Origin of the sequence: Variovorax dokdonensis (genome assembly GCF_030316895.1) — a bacterium.
Taxonomy (GTDB): domain Bacteria; phylum Pseudomonadota; class Gammaproteobacteria; order Burkholderiales; family Burkholderiaceae_C; genus Variovorax; species Variovorax dokdonensis.
Genome location: NZ_JASZYV010000002.1, coordinates 535,209 through 553,459, shown reverse-complemented (window position 1 = coordinate 553,459; position 18,251 = coordinate 535,209). Strand labels below are relative to the sequence as shown.

General features: G+C 62.8%; 16 protein-coding genes and 1 tRNA gene. 5 read left to right on the top strand and 12 right to left on the bottom strand.

Features of this window, described 5'->3' with window-relative positions; translation table 11 throughout:
• Window position 1: 1 nt before the first annotated feature.
• Window positions 2–958 (bottom strand): Bug family tripartite tricarboxylate transporter substrate binding protein, encoded by a 957-nt coding sequence (locus QTH91_RS11055; RefSeq protein WP_286660126.1) that lies wholly within the window; start codon window positions 956–958, stop codon window positions 2–4.
• Between the two features lies 1 nt (window position 959).
• Window positions 960–1,565, bottom strand: a complete 606-nt coding sequence (locus QTH91_RS11050) for a cupin domain-containing protein (protein WP_286660125.1) — start codon at window positions 1,563–1,565, stop codon at window positions 960–962.
• A 210-nt stretch (window positions 1,566–1,775) separates the two neighbouring features.
• Between QTH91_RS11050 and QTH91_RS11045 the strand changes: the two genes are divergently transcribed.
• A complete protein-coding gene (locus tag QTH91_RS11045; RefSeq protein WP_286660124.1) occupies window positions 1,776–3,338 on the top strand; it encodes an acetolactate synthase large subunit in 1,563 nt (520 codons plus the stop codon).
• Between the two features lie 281 nt (window positions 3,339–3,619).
• On the top strand, window positions 3,620–3,916 hold the full coding sequence (locus QTH91_RS11040) for a DMT family transporter (protein ID WP_368389461.1): 297 nt from the start codon (window positions 3,620–3,622) through the stop codon (window positions 3,914–3,916).
• A gap of 282 nt (window positions 3,917–4,198) precedes the next feature.
• Here QTH91_RS11040 and QTH91_RS11035 read toward each other — a convergent pair whose 3' ends face one another.
• The 4 genes from QTH91_RS11035 to QTH91_RS11020 are packed head-to-tail and all read right to left on the bottom strand — an operon-like array spanning window position 4,199 to window position 8,210.
• Entirely contained in the window at window positions 4,199–5,215 is a 1,017-nt protein-coding gene (locus QTH91_RS11035) for a Bug family tripartite tricarboxylate transporter substrate binding protein (protein WP_286660123.1), read from the bottom strand.
• 38 nt (window positions 5,216–5,253) lie between these two features.
• The gene (gene leuD, locus QTH91_RS11030; protein ID WP_286660122.1) at window positions 5,254–5,904 is read right to left on the bottom strand and encodes a 3-isopropylmalate dehydratase small subunit; all 651 of its coding nucleotides are present in this window, start codon (window positions 5,902–5,904) and stop codon (window positions 5,254–5,256) included.
• Window position 5,905: 1 nt separating this feature from the next.
• Window positions 5,906–7,315: a 3-isopropylmalate dehydratase large subunit gene (locus QTH91_RS11025; protein WP_286660121.1), complete on the bottom strand. Its 1,410-nt coding sequence runs from the start codon at window positions 7,313–7,315 to the stop codon at window positions 5,906–5,908.
• A 16-nt stretch (window positions 7,316–7,331) separates the two neighbouring features.
• Complete coding sequence (locus tag QTH91_RS11020; RefSeq protein ID WP_286660120.1) at window positions 7,332–8,210, bottom strand: isocitrate lyase/PEP mutase family protein; 879 nt, start codon at window positions 8,208–8,210, stop codon at window positions 7,332–7,334.
• Window positions 8,211–8,331: 121 nt separating this feature from the next.
• On the opposite strand from QTH91_RS11020, the gene QTH91_RS11015 reads away from it, so the two are divergent.
• The 3 genes from QTH91_RS11015 to QTH91_RS11005 all read left to right on the top strand — a co-directional run bounded on the left by QTH91_RS11015 (window position 8,332) and on the right by QTH91_RS11005 (window position 11,367).
• On the top strand, window positions 8,332–9,150 hold the full coding sequence (locus QTH91_RS11015; RefSeq protein WP_286660119.1) for a GntR family transcriptional regulator: 819 nt from the start codon (window positions 8,332–8,334) through the stop codon (window positions 9,148–9,150).
• A 304-nt stretch (window positions 9,151–9,454) separates the two neighbouring features.
• Entirely contained in the window at window positions 9,455–9,739 is a 285-nt protein-coding gene (locus QTH91_RS11010) for a helix-turn-helix transcriptional regulator (protein WP_286660118.1), read from the top strand.
• Between the two features lie 17 nt (window positions 9,740–9,756).
• Window positions 9,757–11,367, top strand: a complete 1,611-nt coding sequence (locus tag QTH91_RS11005; protein WP_286660117.1) for a tyrosine-type recombinase/integrase — start codon at window positions 9,757–9,759, stop codon at window positions 11,365–11,367.
• Window positions 11,368–11,461: 94 nt separating this feature from the next.
• Here the strand turns inward: QTH91_RS11005 and QTH91_RS11000 are convergent, their stop codons facing one another.
• The 6 genes from QTH91_RS11000 to rsmB all read right to left on the bottom strand — a co-directional run bounded on the left by QTH91_RS11000 (window position 11,462) and on the right by rsmB (window position 18,185).
• Window positions 11,462–12,799, bottom strand: coding sequence for a tyrosine-type recombinase/integrase (locus QTH91_RS11000; RefSeq protein WP_286660116.1), 1,338 nt, complete (start codon window positions 12,797–12,799; stop codon window positions 11,462–11,464).
• A gap of 218 nt (window positions 12,800–13,017) precedes the next feature.
• Window positions 13,018–13,093: transfer RNA gene (locus QTH91_RS10995), tRNA-Phe, on the bottom strand.
• Between the two features lie 48 nt (window positions 13,094–13,141).
• Complete coding sequence (locus QTH91_RS10990) at window positions 13,142–13,837, bottom strand: response regulator (protein WP_286660115.1); 696 nt, start codon at window positions 13,835–13,837, stop codon at window positions 13,142–13,144.
• Between the two features lie 22 nt (window positions 13,838–13,859).
• On the bottom strand, window positions 13,860–16,205 hold the full coding sequence (locus tag QTH91_RS10985) for a sensor histidine kinase (protein ID WP_286660114.1): 2,346 nt from the start codon (window positions 16,203–16,205) through the stop codon (window positions 13,860–13,862).
• Window positions 16,202–16,771 (bottom strand): DUF4390 domain-containing protein, encoded by a 570-nt coding sequence (locus tag QTH91_RS10980; protein ID WP_286660639.1) that lies wholly within the window; start codon window positions 16,769–16,771, stop codon window positions 16,202–16,204. The genes QTH91_RS10985 and QTH91_RS10980 overlap by 4 nt, the downstream gene beginning before the upstream one ends.
• A gap of 55 nt (window positions 16,772–16,826) precedes the next feature.
• Window positions 16,827–18,185 (bottom strand): 16S rRNA (cytosine(967)-C(5))-methyltransferase RsmB, encoded by a 1,359-nt coding sequence (rsmB, locus tag QTH91_RS10975; RefSeq protein ID WP_286660113.1) that lies wholly within the window; start codon window positions 18,183–18,185, stop codon window positions 16,827–16,829.
• Window positions 18,186–18,251 lie beyond the last annotated feature (66 nt).

Here is an 18,251-nt window from a genome sequence, read left to right as displayed (position 1 = left end):
TTCAGTCCAACCGAAGGTCGTTGTCCTTGATCACGCGGCCGAACTTCTGGTAGTCCGCGTCAATCTCCTTGCTGAAGTCATCCAGCGTCCCCTTGGATGGCTGGAAGCCGGCATCACGGATGGTCTTTTGGACTGCGTCGCTCGCGAGCGCCTTCTGCCATTCGACACGAAGCTTCGACAACACTGGCGCAGGCGTCGCTGCGGGGGCGTAGATTGCCTGCCAACCCACCACCGTCGCTACGGGGAACCGCTTGCCGATCGGGTCCACCTTCGGGAACGCATCCATCGGGGCATTGCCAGTCTGCGCCACCGCGCGGATGGCGCCTGCGGCCACATGCGGAGCGGGCGACGTGGGCGGGTCGATACTGCAGGACAACTGACCGGAGACGAGATCGGGCAAGGCCTGGCCGAAGGTCTTGTATGGCACGTGAATCACGTCGATCCCGGCCTCCTTCTTCAGAAGCTCCAGAGCAAGGTGCGGCGGAGAGGCGATGCCATAGGTCGCGCACATGAGCTTGCCCGGGTTCTTCTTGGCGTAGTCGACGAATTCCGCGAGGTTGTGGATGGGCAGCTTGGGATTCACCGTCACCAGGTACGGCGTGTCCGCGGTGCGCGCCACAGGCACAAGGTCCTTGCGGAAATCGAAGGGCTGCTTCTTCACCCAAGGGTTGATGACCATCGCGCTGGAATTCAGCAGCAGCGTGTAACCATCGGCCGGTGCCTTGGCTACCAGGTCCGCGCCGATGGCGCCGGTGGCTCCAGGGCGGTTGTCGACAACGATGGGCTGCCCCATCTGTTCCTTGAGCTTTTCGCCGTAGACGCGGGACATGATGTCCGGGGCGCTGCCGGGCGCGAAGGCCACGATGAGCTTGATGGGGCGCTCAGGATAGTTGCCCTGTGCATGACCAGCGCCGCTGACGAGCAACGCCGTTAGGGTGAGCAGGAAATGCCGGCGCATTTCAAGCAACCTCGCTGACTTTGCTGCCCAGCACTGCGTCGAAGCGCCAACCCATATCCTCGATGCGCTGCCGCACGTCGGAGCCGAAGTTCTGCTCAATTTTCTCCCCAGTCGCCGGCGCGTACTGCACGTCGGCAGCCATGTCCTTGTTCTCGCCCTGGATCAGCACCAGCAGAACGGCCTCGGGGGTCTTGCCCGTATTTCGGAAGGCGCGCATCACGTTCGGCGGCACCGAGATCATGTCGTGCTCGTCCAGCACCGTCTTGTACTGACCATCATCGCCCCAGATGACTTCGAACTGGCCGCCCAGGCACATGAAGGTCTCCAGGGTACGAGCGTGAGCATGCAGGTCGGGACCCTGGCCCACCGGGCAGCGGCAGAGATTGACCGTGAGGCCGGGAAAACCAACGATGCCCGGGTTCTGGCTGCTCGCGCCCACGCCTTCGCCGGGCGCCATGTAGAGATAGATCGAATCGGCGGCGATCGATTCCAGCGCCTTTGCGGGAATTCCGCCGTTGGCCTCAAAGCGACGCTTCTTGGGCTGGATGGTCTTGGCGCGGACGATGCGGCTTTCCATTTCCGCAGGGGTGGGGTTCAGCGTGGGCATGGGCGGGTCTCCTTTGAAGTTGGAAGTGGTCTGGCGTGCCGACGTGGCCAGCCGGTGAGTGGAATCTAGGCCTGGACGTGGTTGCACGCCATGCCTGCTGGCTGATACCACCATCAACGAATCTCATGCGCTTGGCGAGTCCAGCCGTGCTTCAATTCCTGCACTTTCTCGCCGTGCGCACGACGCACGCCCCAAGATCAGGAGATATGAATGAACGGCGCTGAATCGCTGGTGCACACCTTGCTCGATGCTGGGGTAGACACATGCTTCGCAAACCCTGGGACGTCCGAGATGCACTTCGTCTCCGCGCTCGACCGAATTCCTGGTATGCGCTGCGTGCTTGGACTCTTCGAGGGCGTTGTCACCGGCGCGGCCGACGGGTACTACCGCATCGCCGATCGCCCAGCAGCGACGCTGCTGCACCTTGGCCCAGGCCTGGCAAACGGGCTGGCAAACCTGCACAACGCCCGTAAGGCGAGGTCAGGGATCGTCAATGTGGTAGGAGAGCACGCAACCAATCACCTGGCACTCGATGCACCGTTGACTTCCGACATCGAAGGCCTGGCGCGTCCCATGTCCCACTGGGTCCGGACCGTGCGCGACGCCAATTCCATCGCACAGGATGGCCGCGAGGCAGTCGCTCAAGCTGCGGGCCGACCAGGACAGATTGCTACGCTGGCCCTCCCCGCAGACATGGCGTGGTCTTCGGTCAGCGGAACGCCCGGGCAGCTAGGTGCAATTCATGAGCCTGCCCCGGCGGCTACCGAGCAAGCCGCAGTCATCTCCGCCGCACAGGCGCTGCGCAATAGCGGTGACACCACTTTGCTGCTGCTCGGCGGCCGCGCCGTACGCGCCCGTGCTACCGAGTGGGCCGGGCGCATCTCCGCCGCGACCGGATGCAGCGTGATGTCCGAGTTCTACGCTGAACGCATTGAACGAGGTGCTGGCCGGGTGCCAATTCCCCGGCTGCCGTACGCGGTACAGCCTGCGGTTGATGCGCTTTCGCGCTTCGATCACATCGTGTTGGTGGGGGCTGTCGAGCCGGTGGCATTCTTCGGCTATCCCGACAAGCCGGGACGACTGGCTCGGCCTGGAACGACCTTCACAACGCTTTCAACCCATGCCCAGGATCCGGCCGAAGCCCTGCAGATGCTGTGCGAAGAACTGGGGGCCTTGAGGCTGCAACCGCAGCGGTGCCCGATGGTCGTACCCACCGCAGCGCATGAGGAAGGTCCGCTGACTCCCGCATCCATCGGAGCCCTGCTGGCAACGTTGATTCCCGAGAACGCGATCGTGGTGGACGAAGCGATCAGCACCGGGCGCGCCTTCGATCAAACCACACGCGACGCTGCGCCGCACGATTGGCTTACCAACATGGGCGGCTCCATCGGGTTCGGATTGCCAGTGGCCGTCGGAGCGGCTATTGCCGCACCAGATCGGCGAGTGATCGCTCTGGAAGGCGATGGAAGCGCCATGTACACGCTGCAGTCGCTGTGGACCATGGCGCGTGAGAGCCTCAATGTCACCGTGGTGGTCTTCGCAAACGGCAACTACCAGATTCTGAAGGGTGAATATGCGCAAGTGGGGGCCGGCACCCCCGGCCGAAGGGCAAGCGACATGCTCAGCATCGATCGGCCCGCATTGAACTGGACGGAACTGGCGGCGGGCCACGGTGTCCCGGCCTGTCGGGTCTCCACGCTGGGTCAGTTCGCGGATGCGATGCGACGAGCGCAGGCGGCCGAAGGGCCATCGCTGATTGAATTGCTGCTTTGACAGAGGAGGCTGATCCGAATACCGGAGCCCTACAAGCATCGGGTCGCACTACTGCTTTGGGCACTAGGGCGTCCTAGGTCATGCAAATTGCAGCGACCGGTCACTGCCATCAAGCGGTCTAGGCGCCTAAGTCGGCTAACTCTGCAGGCCCGCAGCATGATCAGGCCGGCAGTTAGCGTCCATCGCGTGAAACTGTGCTCCGCACGGTTGCGCACGTGATTTGGCGGTCGTCAATCCGCGATGAGTTGTCCGGTGCATACCGAAGGGGTGGGCCACAAACGATGCCTGAACGGGACAATGTCGCCTCCATCGGAGAAGTGCATAAGTCCCTTCTCAAGCTGCGCCACATTGGGTGCAGCCATCTCCTGGAAGTCATCGGTACGACATCTCTGCAGAAGTCAGAGCGGTTCACCAGGGCGATGCCAACACTGGTCATGGCGACCTGCTACGTCAGCTCGTTCTACTTTTTGGCGCTGGTGCTTAAGACGATCCCCGTCGGATTGGCCTACGCGATCTGGAGCGGAATGTGCATCGTACTGATCTCGGCTATCGGATACTTTGTCTTCCGACAGACCTGAATGCAGCGGCGATCGTTGGGCTTGGGTTCACCAAGTGTGTTGCTCACTGACCGCCGAAGGGCTCCCAGTACCGATGATTCAATGATTCACGGGGCGATGGGCCCAACTCGGCCGACTAGCTGGCCAGGTCGGGTCAGGCGCTGAAGACGTCAGGAATGGCCAGACTACTGGCGCTCGCGTCGCGGGATAGGAATGGCGGTCTCTAGCGGCCAGGCCAATCGGCCACCCCAGATCTGCTTGAAACCGTGCCTATCGAACGAGCCAAACTCTTGTTCCGAGCGCCTAGTCCTCCAGCGGGAATCTCTTTACCAACGCGCCGAGTCTGGCGCTGTCTTGCTTGATCATCTCGGTGAACTCCGCTGGGCTGGTGAACGCCGGCTCGGCCCCGGCTACTGTCAGCGCCTCGCGCACGTGGACATCTTTGCCCGCTTCGCGCGTTGCGTCAGCGATGCCCCGAGTCACTGCTTCAGGGGTGCCCTTGGGGGCGAACATGCCATACCAAGTGACCGAGTACGAATCCAGCCATCCAGCCTCCATGCTGGTGGGAACATCGGGCAGCGCGTGGGCGCGCTGATTTCCGTTGGTCACTAGGATGCGTACGCGGCCGCTCTTGTGCAGTGGTATCGCTGCAGTAATGCCTGTAAAGGCCATGGTCAAGTTGCCGGAAACTAGATCGGACACGATCGGTGAAGTGCCCTTGTAATTGACGACCGCCATGTCCTTGAGTTCGTAGTCGGCGGAAAACTTCTGGGCGCGTATCTTGGAACTATTCTCGCCACTGCCAACGTTGCACGGGCGCGCCTTGCAGTACGCAATGAGCTCGGGTAGCGTCTTGAATGGCAGGCTTGCACTCATGACGAGTGCCGTCGGTGAAGTGGCTACTGCCGTAACCGGCGTGAGCTGCGACACCGGGTCGATCCCCTTGAGGCTGCGCTGATACTTCATGAGCAGAATCGAAGGCACCTGAAAGAGAAGGGTGTAGCCGTCAGGTGCGGCCTCGATCACGCGGCGCGTACCGATCAAACCATCCGCTCCCCCGATGTTCTCGACGACGACTGGCTGATTCCAAAGCGTTGTCAACCGGCTCGCCACGGCTCGCGCAGTAGCATCGGTACCGCCCCCAGGGTTGTAGGGCACGACCAACGTGACTTGCCGATCCGGCTTCCAGGTGGTTTGGGCAAAGGCGCCTCCGGCACAAAGAACACTGGTTGCGATAAGGGCCCGGCCCAGACGAATTGCGAGAACTCCAAAGCGGGGAAGCTGCGGATTGGTCTGTGCGAAGTGCTTGGTGAAGGTCATCTTCATGTCTCTCATGGTTGGGGTGTGGGTCAGGAGCGCTACTCGCCGTTGTGGTGGCGCAGGCCAGCTTCGGTGATGTCCGAAGAAGGCCACGCCCACGGACGGGTCGCCCTGTCGTTTTCCTGCCAGCGTTCAATCTCTTCGCTCAGCTTCAAGGTCCGGCCGATGTCGTCCAGGCCCTCGAGGAGCGCCGCTCGTCGCAACGGATCGACTTCGAACGGCAACACGGTGGAGTCGGGAAGCATCAGCCGCTGAGTGCGCAGATCCACCTCCCAGTTCGCCGATGGTGAGCAGGCGTTTTTCACCTGGGCAAGCGCTGGAACTTCCAGTCGGATGGGCAAGACGCCGTTTTGAAAGCAATTGGCCTGAAAGATGTCACCGAAGCTCGCTGCAATGACACAGCGGATCCCGCGGGCCAACAAGGCCCAGACCGCGCCTTCGCGTGAAGAGCCGCAACCGAAGTTGCGGCCCGCGACAAGGATCGGTGCCTCCCTCCAGCCCGCCTGATTGAGCGCGAACGCGGGGTCTTCACTGCCGTCGGCGCGATAGCGCAACGACTCGAAGGCCCATGGGCCCAACTCGCCGCGTGCCAAGCTGGTGAGTCGTTCAATGCGGATGATTAGGTCGGTATCGACGTTGTCCAAAGGAAGGAGCGCGGCCGTTCCCCGCAAAAGTGTGAAGGGCTGCATCTCAAAGACTCCGAGGGTCTGCAATCGCGCCGAACAAAGCGGCTGCCACTGCGCTGGCAGGACTGGCCAGATGGGTGCGTACGCCCGGTCCCTGGCGGCCGACGAAGTTCCGGTTGGACGTGGACACCACACGTTCGCCGGGGGAGGCTTGCTCGCCGTTCGCCGCAACACACATGCTGCACCCGGGTTCGCGCCATTCGAAGCCCGCCGACCGAAAGACTTCGTCCAGCCCTTCGGCCTGTGCTGCCCGCTTCACATTCTCTGAGCCGGGTACGACCCAGGCGCGCACATGCGATGCAACGCTGCGTCCGCGGATGAGCGAGGCGGCCTCGCGCAAGTCTGACAGGCGGGAGTTGGTGCATGAGCCGATGAACACGCGATCAACCCTGGTGCCGGCAAGTGAAGCCCCCGCCTGTAGTCCCATGTAGTCGATCGCTACCTGCCAGGCTTGTTGCTGTGCTTCGTCTCTTGCCTGAGCAGGGTCTGGCACGCACCCATCCACCGACACGGCATGCTCCGGGCTGATGCCCCACGTTAAGGTAGGCGCGACGTCAGCAATCTGGATGCGTTCTTCGCGATCGTGGTGAGCACCTGCGTCGCTAGCCAGTGTGCGCCACCACGAGGCTGCCTTGGCAAATTGCTCGCCATCTGGCGCATAGGGCCGCCCGCGCACATACGACTCCGTCGCCTGATCTGGTGCGACCAACCCGATGCGGGCGCCCAATTCGATCGACATGTTGCACAGCGTCATACGCTGCTCAACGGACATTGCCGAGACAGCGTCGCCGGCGTATTCCACGGCAAAGCCATTGCCAACACTGGCACCCAGACGGGCTATCAGGGTGAGCGCCAGATCCTTCGCGCCAACGCCTGGCCCGGGCAGGCCCTCGAACACCACGCGCAGTGTTCGAGGCCGCCGTAGAACGAGGGTCTGGCTGGCCAGTGCGTGGGTGAGTTCAGACGATCCGACGCCGAACGCTATCGCGCCCAACGCACCGTTGGTGCACGTATGACTGTCGCCGCAGATCAGCGTCATGCCTGGCTGCACGATGCCCAGTTCTGGCCCGATGACATGGACGATGCCTTGTCCCGGCTCACCCAGGTCGAACAGCCGTACTCCGCTGCGCTCGGACAACAATTTCAGCCCGTGGTAGAGGCGGGCGCCGCCGGCAAAGGTGTCTCCCGTTCGGCCAGGGGCGCTGGAAACTGCGTGGTCGGGCGTGGAAAAGGCCAACTCGGGGTTGCGCACCCGCATCCCGCGCTCAGCGAGGTCACGTAGTCCCGCCGTCCCCGAAAGGTCATGCAGCAAATGACGGTCGATGTGCAGCAGGTCCCAACCCTCGCCCAGATCCTGCACGACATGCGCATCCCAAATCTTGTCGAACAGGGTGCGCGGTTTTGATTCGCTCATGCGTGTCATGGCCTTTTCACCGAGGCTCGGCGAAGCGCGTCCGCAGGGCATCCCAATCAGCGGCGCCAAGGCGGCGGAAACGCTCCGCCACCCCTGGGCTGCCCGTGGATGCTGGAGGCTGTCCAGACGACTTCAAAGCCGACAAGGCCATCTCGCACGCTGAGGCGGCGGCGCCGAGCAGCAGGCTGGGCAAGATCGCGAGGCGGTAACCCATGTCCTGCGCCTGCGCGAGCCCCAGATCCGGCGTCTTGCCGCCGCGCACTATGTTCAACAGGCACGGCCCCTCGACGCGCCTCGGAATCGAAGCCAGTTCTTCCAGGGACTGGGCTGCTTCAACAAAAACCATGTCGGCGCCAGCGGCGAGTGCTTCTCGGGCACGCGCGATGGCCTCGTCCATGCCCAGCATCGCGCGCGCGTCTGTGCGTGCAATGATCAGAAAGTCTGGGTTTCTCCGGGCGTGAAGTGCCGCCCGAATCTTTGCGACAAACTGTTCACGAGGGATGACTTCCTTGCCGTCGAGGTGGCCGCAACGCTTGGGCGCGACCTGGTCTTCGATGTGCAGGCCGGCGACTCCTCGCAGTTCGTACTCGCGCACGGTGCGTGTCACGTTCAGCTCGTTGCCATAGCCGGTGTCTGCGTCGGCGACGACTGGAACCTCTACTGATCGCGACAGTACGCCAGCCGCATCAGCCATCTCGCTCATCGACAGCAGACCGTAGTCAGGGAAGCCTCGAGCCGCGGAAGCACCGGCCCCAGTCATATAGACGCAGGGAAAGCCAGCAGCCTCCACCATCTTGGCGGTCATGCCATCGTAAGCGCCGGGCGCGACGATGAGTTCGGGGCGCGCGAGTAGTTCGCGCAAGGTTCGGGCGGGTGTTGAAAGAGTCATGGCCATGTGAATTTGGAATGTGAACTGCAAGCTGATCAAAGTCCCATATGTACATCATAACTATATAACCTTATTTTGTCGGCAGGGTATGTATGGATGACGGGCACAATCTGCCTAGACAAAGCCCATGCCCACTCCATTGATTCCAATGTCGACCTCTTCTTCTGCACCATTGCGCCGAGAGCCCGGAACAGCCTTGCACCGGCAACTCTTCATGGTGCTGAGAGATCAGATTGCGCAGGGTGTCTACCCGGTAGGCGAGTTGATCCCGCCTGAGGACGCACTGTGCGAACGCTTTGCCGTCTCGCGCATTACCGTTCGCCGGGCCGTCTCGGACCTGGAGCACCTTGGCTTGGTCGAAAAACGCCCTGGCCGAGGAACATTCGTTCGAGCGGCGCCGCGCCCAATGCGGCCCCACCCGAGCTTCGGGTTGCTGGAGTCCTTGGATAAGCAGGCGCGAGAGACTGAGGTGACGGTACTCGGTGTGGAGACCATACCGGCGCCAGCGTTGGTCGCCCAGCAACTAGCACTGGAGCCTGGCGAGTCGGCTGTGCATGCGGTTCGCTTGCGTTCAGTGCGCGGTACACCGGTCATGTTCACTGACGCATGGGTACCTCGCGAGGTTGGCGGTCATGTGACACCGGCTGAACTGAAGAAGCGCGCGCTATTTGAGATTCTGCTTAGCGAAGGCGTGAAGTTCGGTCGAGTGATTCAGGAAGTTAGCGCTGTCGCTGCCGATCCGGTGCTGGCGGGCTTACTCAATGTCGAGATCGGCGCGCCCCTGGTGCGGTTGGTTCGACTGCTACATGATCGTCGCCGGCGGCCAGTGCAGTACATCGTCATTCACATTGCTGGCGACCGCAGCCGCATATTGATGGATGTGCCTGCTGACGCAGTGAATACGACCGGTGCAGGGCAGATTGCTCACGACCCAGCGTTCCTCTAGATGGCAAGTGCGGTTAATTCGCTGAGCCCCAAGAATTTGAACTCTTCGAGGAAAGGCCGCCCAGGGCATCAAGCGGCCGGCTTGAAGCGCCCTGCTCTACTTCGGCTGGACCAAATCCAAACCGCGCTTGAGATCCAGCGCCAACGCCGCCGGTGACACAAGGCCACATCACGCCACAAACTAATGCTTTGGAACTACTCAAGAGGAATCGCCGGGTCGCGAGGCCCCCGAGTTGGCGACTATTTGCAGTGTTTTCGACAAAGTCGGCAAAAACCGTGATTAGCATTGGGCTGGTTCAAACTACATGGACCACCACTTGGCTCTACCCATTTCTCAGCTCAATTCGCAGCAAGACCACGCCTACGACGCCACCCAACGCGATGAACGATCGTTGACCATTCCGTCGGAAGCGCCAGCGCATGTAGACAAGCTACTCCGAATCGACGAGGTCCTCCGCAGGATTCCAGTGAGCAAATCGTCGTGGTACGCCGGCATCAAGCAAGGCATCTACCCGGAACCTGGGAAGCTAGGGCGGCGTAGATCAGTGTGGCGCGATTCCGCCATCAGGGCATTGGAAGCCAGTCTGTAACGCGAGGGCTGAACAACATGACGAAAAGCAAGCCCACCACGAGGACAGATGTGGTTTCGAGTGGCGCTCAGATTGACGCGCCTCAAGTAGACCTCCATACCGAACGCCCTCCACTGGACGGCGAGTTCGGGCAGGTGCAAATCAACGAGGCGCAGGATGGTCTCCCTGCCCGCCCAAACTGGACGATCTCGGCGGAGAGCGGGAAAACGATGTCGGACGATACAAAGCCCCGTTTTTCAGCGTGGAACAAGCAGGCGGGCAATGGGAGCCGCCTCTACCTGAAACCCGCTACAAAGGGTCGCGCCCGTGCATGGCGCATGGACTACCGCTTTAAGGGTCGTCGCAAAACGTTGAGTCTTGGCACCGTCGCCAATGTAGACGAGGGAGCAGCTATTGAGAAGGCCGGCGAACTTCTAGCCCTCTTGGCACAAGGCACTGATCCAAGCGCCTACCGAAAAGCCACTAAGCGAGCCGGAGCTCGCCAAGAGTGTTTTGAATCCGTGGCACGACGGTGGCTGGATGTATCGGCTGATCGCCGATCGGAAGGGACGCAGGACAAGATTCTCACTAGGCTGGCAAAAGACATCTTCCCGAAGCTCGGCCGCAAAGCGATCAACGAGGTCGACGCCCCCATGCTCTTGCATGCCCTACGCAACGTCGAAGACCGCGGCGCCAGGGAAACCGCTCACCGAATTTACGGCGATCTCGTCGCCATCTTCGACTTCACTATTGGTGAAGGATTGGTGGACATCAATCCCGCCATCCGCCTGAAAAAGGCACTCAAAACTCCGGTGTCGTCCAACTTAGCCGCCATCACGGAACCTGCGTTGCTTTCGCCGCTGCTCACCGCAATCGACGGCTACCATGGCACCCTTGTCGTGCGCTCCGCGCTACAACTGCTCCCGATGCTTGCCGTCAGGCCGGGGCAGTTGCGCCGCGCCGAATGGCGTCATATCGATTTGGAGGGCGCTTGCTGGCAAATGCCCCCTGAGCTTCGGAAGGCGTCGCAAGACATCAAGCGCCGACGCAATAAACAAGGGCCCTGGATCCCTCTTCCTCGCCAAGCAGTCGAACTCCTCAGGAAGTTGCACGCGCTGACGGGACACGGCCGCTACTTGTTCCCCGGCCAACGCTCGAGGGATCGGCCCATGTCCGAAAACACCATCAACAAGGCACTGCGCATCCTCGGCTACTCGAAGGACGAGATGACAGGACACGGTTTTCGCGCAAGCCTGCAAACGATTTGCGAGAACGAACTGTTCGTCGACAAGAATCTGATCGAGGTGCAATTGCAGCACACAGTGCCAGGCCCTCTGGCCGACATCTACCTTCGCGCTGACTACCGCGAGTTTCGCCGAACTACGATGCAGACTTGGGCCGACTATCTAGACGCGCTTCGTCAAGGTCACGGGAAGGAGTTCACAGAAAGGATTCGCCGTGCTTTTGGCAGCCAACGCATCGAAATCGACAAACAGCAAGCCCTCGACGAATTCGGCCCAGTCACCAAGCAAGCCCCGGCTGCGGAGACTGTCGCACCGAGTCTTCCTCTGCCGGCTGCGGGCGCTCAGCAAAGCTTCAGCTGGAAGCCCCAAGGCTGGGCGATGGCGCAGTATCGGATGAAGGCATAAGTCGCTCCTTGCGGGTGAGACCGTCACCAAGAAGGGGCGGTCTCATTTCTCAGGGGCACGCCCTTGATCTCTCGTCAGGAGGCCTCGAACGATTTCACTCATTCAGAGCCGCGACGTTTTCGATGTTGATCCGTCTAGCGGCGATCGGCGCACGGCATCGGGCCACAAATGTATCGCCCTCTCCCTTGCGCAATGCATCGAGATAGTCTGCCCACAACTGCATGGCAACCGCCCGAAACTCCCGATAGTCGGAGCGGTTGTAGCAATCGGCCAGTGGCCCCGGCACCTTGTGCGCCAGCTGCACCTCCAGCACCATCGGGTCGACGTGCAGCACCTGGTCCATGATCGTTCTCGCGGTCGCACGAAATCCGTGGCCCGTCACAACGTCACTCGGATAGCCAAGTGTACGGAAGGCCATGTTGATCGTGTTTTCCGACATAGGTCGCTCTTTCGAGCGCTCACTCGGAAAGACATATCTGGAGTGCCCCGTCACCGAACGAAGCTCCTCGAGCACATGCCGCGCCTGCACAGGCAGCGGAACCCAGTGCGGTGCCCCATTGAGCTTTCTCTCACGCGAGCCCTTCATCCGTGCAGGCGGAATTCGCCACCAGCCGCCTTCGAGGTCGAATTCATCCCATGTCGCGAAGCGCAGCTCCCCAGGCCGCACAGTCATCATGGGTAGCAACTTCAGGGCGCCGCGCACGACGTTCGTGCCCTTGTAGCCGTCCATGGCGCGCAGCATCGGCGCCAACTCCTCGGGCGTCGTGACGGCCGCATAGCGCTTCGGGATGACTGGCTTGAGTGCTCTCTTGAGCCCTGTGGCCGGATTGCTCTGGATCGCACCCTCGGCGATGGCAAAAGCAAAAACCGCGAAGCAGTTCTCGAGTGCTCGGTGCGTGGTTTCCATCACACCTCGCGCCTCGATGCGCCGAAGCACCTTGAGAACACCTGGCGCATCGATCTCGCCAATTGGTTCGCCGCCGAGGAACGGAAAGACATCGCGCTTCAATCGCTGCAATACCCTTGTTGCGTGACCCGGCGACCAATCGCACATTCTCGTCTGGTGCCATCGAAGCGCCACGTCCTCGAAGGACCCGGATGCAGGCTCACCGACGGCCGCGCGCCGACGATCCTCAGTTGCCTGTACCTTGGCGACCTTGGCCTTCTTGCGAAGGTCGCTCGGATCGACACCGCTGGCCACCATCTCACGGCACTTCACGGCGGCCTCGCGCGCGGCTTTCAAGCCCACGGCCGGATAGGTCCCAAGGCTCAGTGTGTTGCGCCGCCCTGCGAAGGTGTAGTCCAGCCGCCACCCGTGCGCGCCCCCTTTGAAAAAGGGCAGGAGGTACAGGCCCTCGCCGTCGCTGAGTCGTTTGGCGCCGGGTTTCAGCGCCCGGATCGTTCGGTCACCGCCGATCAGATTTCTAGCCATTCTCTGTCACTTCCAACATGCCACATCGCCCTCTCGCGAGGGCGGAACGCAGGAACTTTTCGGCAGAACCGGCCCGCGCTGGCCGGTTACTGCAGGAGTTACTGCACGGATGCTTGGAAGTGGCTGGACTTCGTTGGAACAACCTGGACAAAAAAAAGCCCAAGAGCGTTGATTCTCTTGGGCTTTTGGACGTCCCTGGACAAACCTGGAACTGAATGTGGTGGCCTGGGGCGGAATCGAACCACCGACACGCGGATTTTCAATCCGCTGCTCTACCAACTGAGCTACCGGGCCATTTCTGGCTTCGATACCGGTTCGGCTGAACAGTATCGAAGCCCACGATTATACAGCGCTTCTGCGCCCTCTGGAGAGATCGACGCCCAACTGCTTCAACTTTCTGTAAAGGTGGGTGCGCTCCAGGCCCGTCTTCTCGGCCACGCGGGTCATGGAGCCGTTCTCCATGGCGAGGTGGAACTCGAAGTAGGCCTTCTCGAATCCGTCGCGCGCATCGCGCAGCGGCCGGTCGAGGTCGAAGCTCTGCGTGGATTGCGGGCCAGGATCGGGCAGCGGCATGGCGGCAATGGGCGGCAGCAAGGCACTGTCGCCAGTCGTCGTGACCACGGTGGCGTAGTTGTTGGTGGGCGGCACCACTGCCGCAGCTGCACGACGCGCGTTTTCTCGCGCGAGGCCCTGCTCCACAGCTTTGAGGAGCTTTTGCAGCGTGATCGGCTTTTCCAGGAATGCGAAGGCACCGATGCGGGTGGCCTCGACGGCGGTGTCGATGGTGGCGTGGCCGCTCATCATGATGACCGGCATGGTCAGCAGATTGGCGGTGGACCACTCCTTGAGCAAGGTAACGCCATCGGTGTCGGGCATCCAGATGTCGAGCAGGACGAGGTCCGGCCGCGCACGCTGGCGCGCGGCACGGGCCTCTGCGGCGTTTTCCGCCAATTCGACGTTGTGACCTTCGTCGTTGAGGATTTCAAAGAGCAGGTCGCGAATGCCCAGTTCATCGTCGACCACGAGAATATTTGCCATGTATACGTTCTAGCGTCGGCGCTCAGGTGACGGGATGTTCTTCGGAAGGTGTCGTTGCGGCCACGGAATGCCGTTCCGGCGACAGCGCAAATGATAACGAGACTTGAGCCCCTACCACAGCCCCGTCTTGGATGCGATTGGAAAGCTCGATTCTGGCACCGTGTTCGTCAGCTATTTTCTTGACGACCGCGAGGCCCAGACCCGTGCCCTTGGTCTTGGTGGTGACGTAGGGCTCAAAGGCGCGTTTGAGGATGTTCTCTGCAAATCCCGTTCCATGGTCTTGAACGGTCAGGCGCACGCGCTCGCCGGATTCGCCAAGCCGGGTGCGAACCAACACCGGCGCCGCCGGCGCGGCTGCGCCATCGGGTGCTGCGGCATGGCGGGCCACTGCTGCGGCCTCGGTGGCGTCCAGTGCGTTTTGCAAGAGGTTGTGGATCACCTGGCGCAACTGCTGCGCATCACCGCGAATCATGGGGCAGCGCGGATCGAGTTCGGCCAGCACCTGCCCATGGATGGTTTCGTTCTCGTAGAGGTGCAGGATGTCCGCCACCAAGGCGTTCAGGTCGACGGCCTTCAGCTCGGCCGCAGGCAGCCTTGCGTAGTCGCGGAACTCGTTGACAAGCCGCTTCATCGCGTCCACCTGATCGACGATGGTCTTGACCGACTTGGCCAGCACCGCCTGTTCGCTGCCTTCGAGCTTGCCCGACAGCTTGAGTTCAAGCCGCTCGGCCGAAAGCTGGATGGGCGTGAGCGGGTTCTTGATCTCGTGGGCCAGGCGCCGCGCCACTTCGCCCCAGGCCTGCGCGCGCTGCGCAGAAACGATTTCGGAGATGTCGTCGAACACCAGGAGCCGCGCTGCGCCCGGAAGCTCTGCGCCACGCGCAACAAGGTTCACCATGTCGTCCGCCGCGCCGCCCGGGTGCAGTTCGAAAGCATGCTGCCAATGGTCCAGGCCGTGCTGTGCGCGCTCGACTTCAAATTCGGCGAACTGCTGTTCGACATCAAGCCCGAAGGCTTCGAGCCCGGGCACGTCCGTCAGCTTGCGGCCTTCGTAAGCCGCCAGGGGCATGCGCAGCACCCGCGTGGCGCCTGGATTGGTGGAGACGACCGTGCCATCCGCCTTGAGCACGATCACGCCGGAGGTGAGGTTGTCCAGGATGGTCTGCAGGTTGTCCCGGGCGGCGTCGAGTTCGCCCAGTGTCTTCTCGACCGCACCGCGCGCTTCGCTGAGTTGTTGCGTCATCAGCGCGAAAGAGCGTGTCAGCCCTCCCAGTTCGTCCTTGCCGGGCAAGACCACCGTCGGCCGCAGGTCGCCTCCGGCCACCTGGCGCACGCCGTCGGCCAGCACCAGCAGCGGTCGGGCCAGTTGATTTCCGAACAGCACCGCGAGCAGGACCGCGCCGAACACCGCCAGGAACAGGCTCAGGGTCAGCGTGCCGATGTACATGCGCAAGAGGCCGCCTCGCGCCAGGGCTCGCTCCTGGTATTCGCGGTTGGCTTCCTGGACCGCCAGCGCATTGGCGACCACTGCAGGAGGCAGCGGCACGGTCAATTCGATGAAGCGCGTCTCGCCGCCCAGGTCGAAGCCTGGCCGGCGCACCAATGCCAGGGCACGAACCGTTGCGGCGGGAGGGGGGCCATTTGCGCCCGCGGGCACTTCGTCCAGGCCTTCGATATGGGCCACCGACCCGGTGGTGCGCGCCTGGCGCATGAACTGCGCCGAGGGCCGCTCGGGATTGAGCTGGAAGCGCGAAGCGCCCGCGCTGCCGATCAGCTGACCAGTGCCCGTCCAGAGCAGCACGTCGGTGGCGCCGAACTGCTCGCGCACACGCTCCAGCGCCAGGCCGGCAGCCGCGTCGGGCACTTCGGAGATCAGGGCGCCACCCGCACGGGCCTTGTTGGAGACGTCCTGCGACAGTGAATCCAGCGTGGCGCGCCCCAGGTTCAGGCCGGCGTCCAGGGCGCCTTCGACCTTGACGTCGAACCAGCTTTCGATGGAGCGAGAGACGAACTGGTACGACACCACATAGATGAGCAGCCCAGGCATGACGCCGACGAGCGCAAAGATGGCCGCCAGCTTGATCAGCAGGCGGCTGCCGAACTTGCCCTGGCGCAGCCGCTTGATGAGCCGGAAGGCCACCCATCCCAGGACCAGCGTCAGCATCACCGCCACCACGACGTTGATGCCGAACAGCCGGGCGTAGTTGCGCTCGTACAGCTCGCTGTTGTTGGTAGCCTGGGCGAGCAGGAACATCAGCACCAGGCCGACGGCGGTCACCAGCGCGGCGACGACGCTGAGCGTCCAGCGCCGGGCACGTGCACGGCGCGCCTCGGGCGAAGCCGGCGTGCGGGCGGGCTTGTCGCTCAACGGTTGTTCTCCAGGGGAAGCTTCACGTTGCGCTCGATCGAAATGTTCCAGTCCGACTGCCCGACGGCCCCGATCTGGAAGGGCCTGGGCAACTGCGAAGTATCGAGGCGGAAGCGAAACATCACCAGGTGCTCGGGATCGTCGCCGACGGCAGAGGCGTCGGCCAGACGCAGCCGCCCGACGCGCTTGACGGCCTCCAGCGCATCTTCGAGCGAGTCGAAGTTCTGCGCCACCGAGTTGCCGAAGCCGGCATTGGTGATGGGCACGGGCGAGACGTTCAGGCGCCAGCGGCGGGTGAGCGGCTGGTAGGCCAGGCGCATGTGCCGCGAAACGCTCGCGATGCGGCTGTTCCACCAGTACCAGCGCTCGCGGTAAAGCTCGGCATCCGCGACGAAATAGACGGCGATTCCCTTGTCCAGCACTTCGCCCACCAACTCGGGCAGGCTGAACTGGACGGTGGCGCTCAGGTAGACGCCGTCGTCGACGCGTTCGAGGCGAAGCTGCGTGAGCTCCGCCTCGGCCTCGGCTCGAGCCGCCGGCGACGCCAGGAGCAGCACGACCGCCATCAGCCAGGCGGCTGCGACCACGAGCAGAACGCCGAAGCCGGCCGGGCGGCGGGCTTCAGTCAGGGCGTTTCTCGAGCAAGGCGTAGAAGAAGCCGTCGTGGTCACCCAAGGGATTTTCCGGGACGGCGCCAGCGTTGCGCCCGATTTGGGGCAGCAAATGACCTGGCGAGGCCATCAATCGACCGTCTTTGTTGTGCGCAAGAAACGCATCAATCTGGTGCGCGCCCTCCATCCGGAAGACCGAGCACGTGCAATACAGCAGGCGCCCACCCGGCCGAACCAGGGGCCAAAGCGCGGCCAAAAGGCTGGCCTGTTCGACCGCGAGCTGCTCGATGTCGCTCTCCCGCCGCAGCCAACGCACGTCCGGATGGCGACGCACGATGCCGGAAGCGGTGCACGGTGCATCCAGCAAGATGGCATCGAAAGGACGTTTGTCCCACCACTCCTGGGGCCGTCCCGCATCGGCGACCTTGACCTGCGCCTTGCCGGCCAGACGCAGGCGGCGCAGGTTTTCCTCGATGCGCCCGCTGCGCTTGCCGTCGATTTCGAGGGCAGTGACTTCGATCGGGCGCTCTCCGGCGCGTTCGATCAGGTGCGCCGTCTTGCCGCCCGGGGCCGCGCAGGCGTCCAGTACCCGCAGCGGTGTGGCATCTGGCCAAGCCAGCCCGTCAAGGAGCAATGGCGCGGCAAGCTGGGCCGCCGCGTCCTGCACGGAGAACTCGCCCTGGTCGTAGCCGGGCAACTGCCGCACCGGCTTGGCACGGGCCAGTTGAAGGCCACAGTCGCCGACCGGTTTGGATTCGACGCCCGCCAACTGCTCGAGCGCCTGGCGGTACGGGCCCACGCCCGTTTGCAACAGATTGACGCGCAAGGTCATCGGCGCCTGCACATTGTTGGCTTGCAGGATGCGCTGCCAGTCACGTGGGTGATCGCGCTTGAGGCGCTCGATCCACCAGCGCGGATGGTTCCAATGCGCCACCGGTTCGCTGTCGGTCGCGGCCACCAATTCGTCGCGCTCTCGCAAGAAGCGGCGCAGGCAGGCATTGATGAAGCTGGCCTGGGCCCGCGTGCCAGCATTGCGCTTGGCGGCCTCCACCGCCTGGTCAACCAGCGTGAAAGGCTCGAAGGGCGCTTGATCCCGATCCCAGGCCAAGGCCAAAGCGGTGCAGAGCAACGCGTCGGCCGCGGGCGGCGGCGTGCGCTTTGCGAGATGCCTGCGCAAGGCTTCGCCGCGCCCAAGGCTGCGCAGTACCTGGTAGCCCAGCGCTTGAACGCCCGGGCGCAGGGCGGACTCGACCGCCTCGAACGCAGCGGTGCCGGACTGCCCCGCGCGGATGGCCGCAATGACAGCCCCGCAGGCCTGCAATTGGCGCCAAAGGGGAGGCTGTTCGGATGGCGTGGAATCGGTAGTCAAGGAGAAAGGAAAGGAAGAGATCGGAAAGCAGGATTTCGACCGATGGTAAGGCCAGCACCTTTACCG

Bases quoted from the DNA above. Each gene is read 5' to 3' on its own strand.
- QTH91_RS11055 (WP_286660126.1), bottom strand. From the start codon at position 958: ATGCGCCGGCATTTCCTGCTCACCCTAACGGCGTTGCTCGTCAGCGGC.
- QTH91_RS11050 (WP_286660125.1), bottom strand. From the start codon at position 1,565: ATGCCCACGCTGAACCCCACCCCTGCGGAAATGGAAAGCCGCATCGTC.
- QTH91_RS11045 (WP_286660124.1), top strand. From the start codon at position 1,776: ATGAACGGCGCTGAATCGCTGGTGCACACCTTGCTCGATGCTGGGGTA.
- QTH91_RS11040 (WP_368389461.1), top strand. From the start codon at position 3,620: ATGCCTGAACGGGACAATGTCGCCTCCATCGGAGAAGTGCATAAGTCC.
- QTH91_RS11035 (WP_286660123.1), bottom strand. From the start codon at position 5,215: ATGACCTTCACCAAGCACTTCGCACAGACCAATCCGCAGCTTCCCCGC.
- leuD (WP_286660122.1), bottom strand. From the start codon at position 5,904: ATGCAGCCCTTCACACTTTTGCGGGGAACGGCCGCGCTCCTTCCTTTG.
- QTH91_RS11025 (WP_286660121.1), bottom strand. From the start codon at position 7,315: ATGAGCGAATCAAAACCGCGCACCCTGTTCGACAAGATTTGGGATGCG.
- QTH91_RS11020 (WP_286660120.1), bottom strand. From the start codon at position 8,210: ATGGCCATGACTCTTTCAACACCCGCCCGAACCTTGCGCGAACTACTC.
- QTH91_RS11015 (WP_286660119.1), top strand. From the start codon at position 8,332: ATGCCCACTCCATTGATTCCAATGTCGACCTCTTCTTCTGCACCATTG.
- QTH91_RS11010 (WP_286660118.1), top strand. From the start codon at position 9,455: ATGGACCACCACTTGGCTCTACCCATTTCTCAGCTCAATTCGCAGCAA.
- QTH91_RS11005 (WP_286660117.1), top strand. From the start codon at position 9,757: ATGACGAAAAGCAAGCCCACCACGAGGACAGATGTGGTTTCGAGTGGC.
- QTH91_RS11000 (WP_286660116.1), bottom strand. From the start codon at position 12,799: ATGGCTAGAAATCTGATCGGCGGTGACCGAACGATCCGGGCGCTGAAA.
- QTH91_RS10990 (WP_286660115.1), bottom strand. From the start codon at position 13,837: ATGGCAAATATTCTCGTGGTCGACGATGAACTGGGCATTCGCGACCTG.
- QTH91_RS10980 (WP_286660639.1), bottom strand. From the start codon at position 16,771: ATGGCGGTCGTGCTGCTCCTGGCGTCGCCGGCGGCTCGAGCCGAGGCC.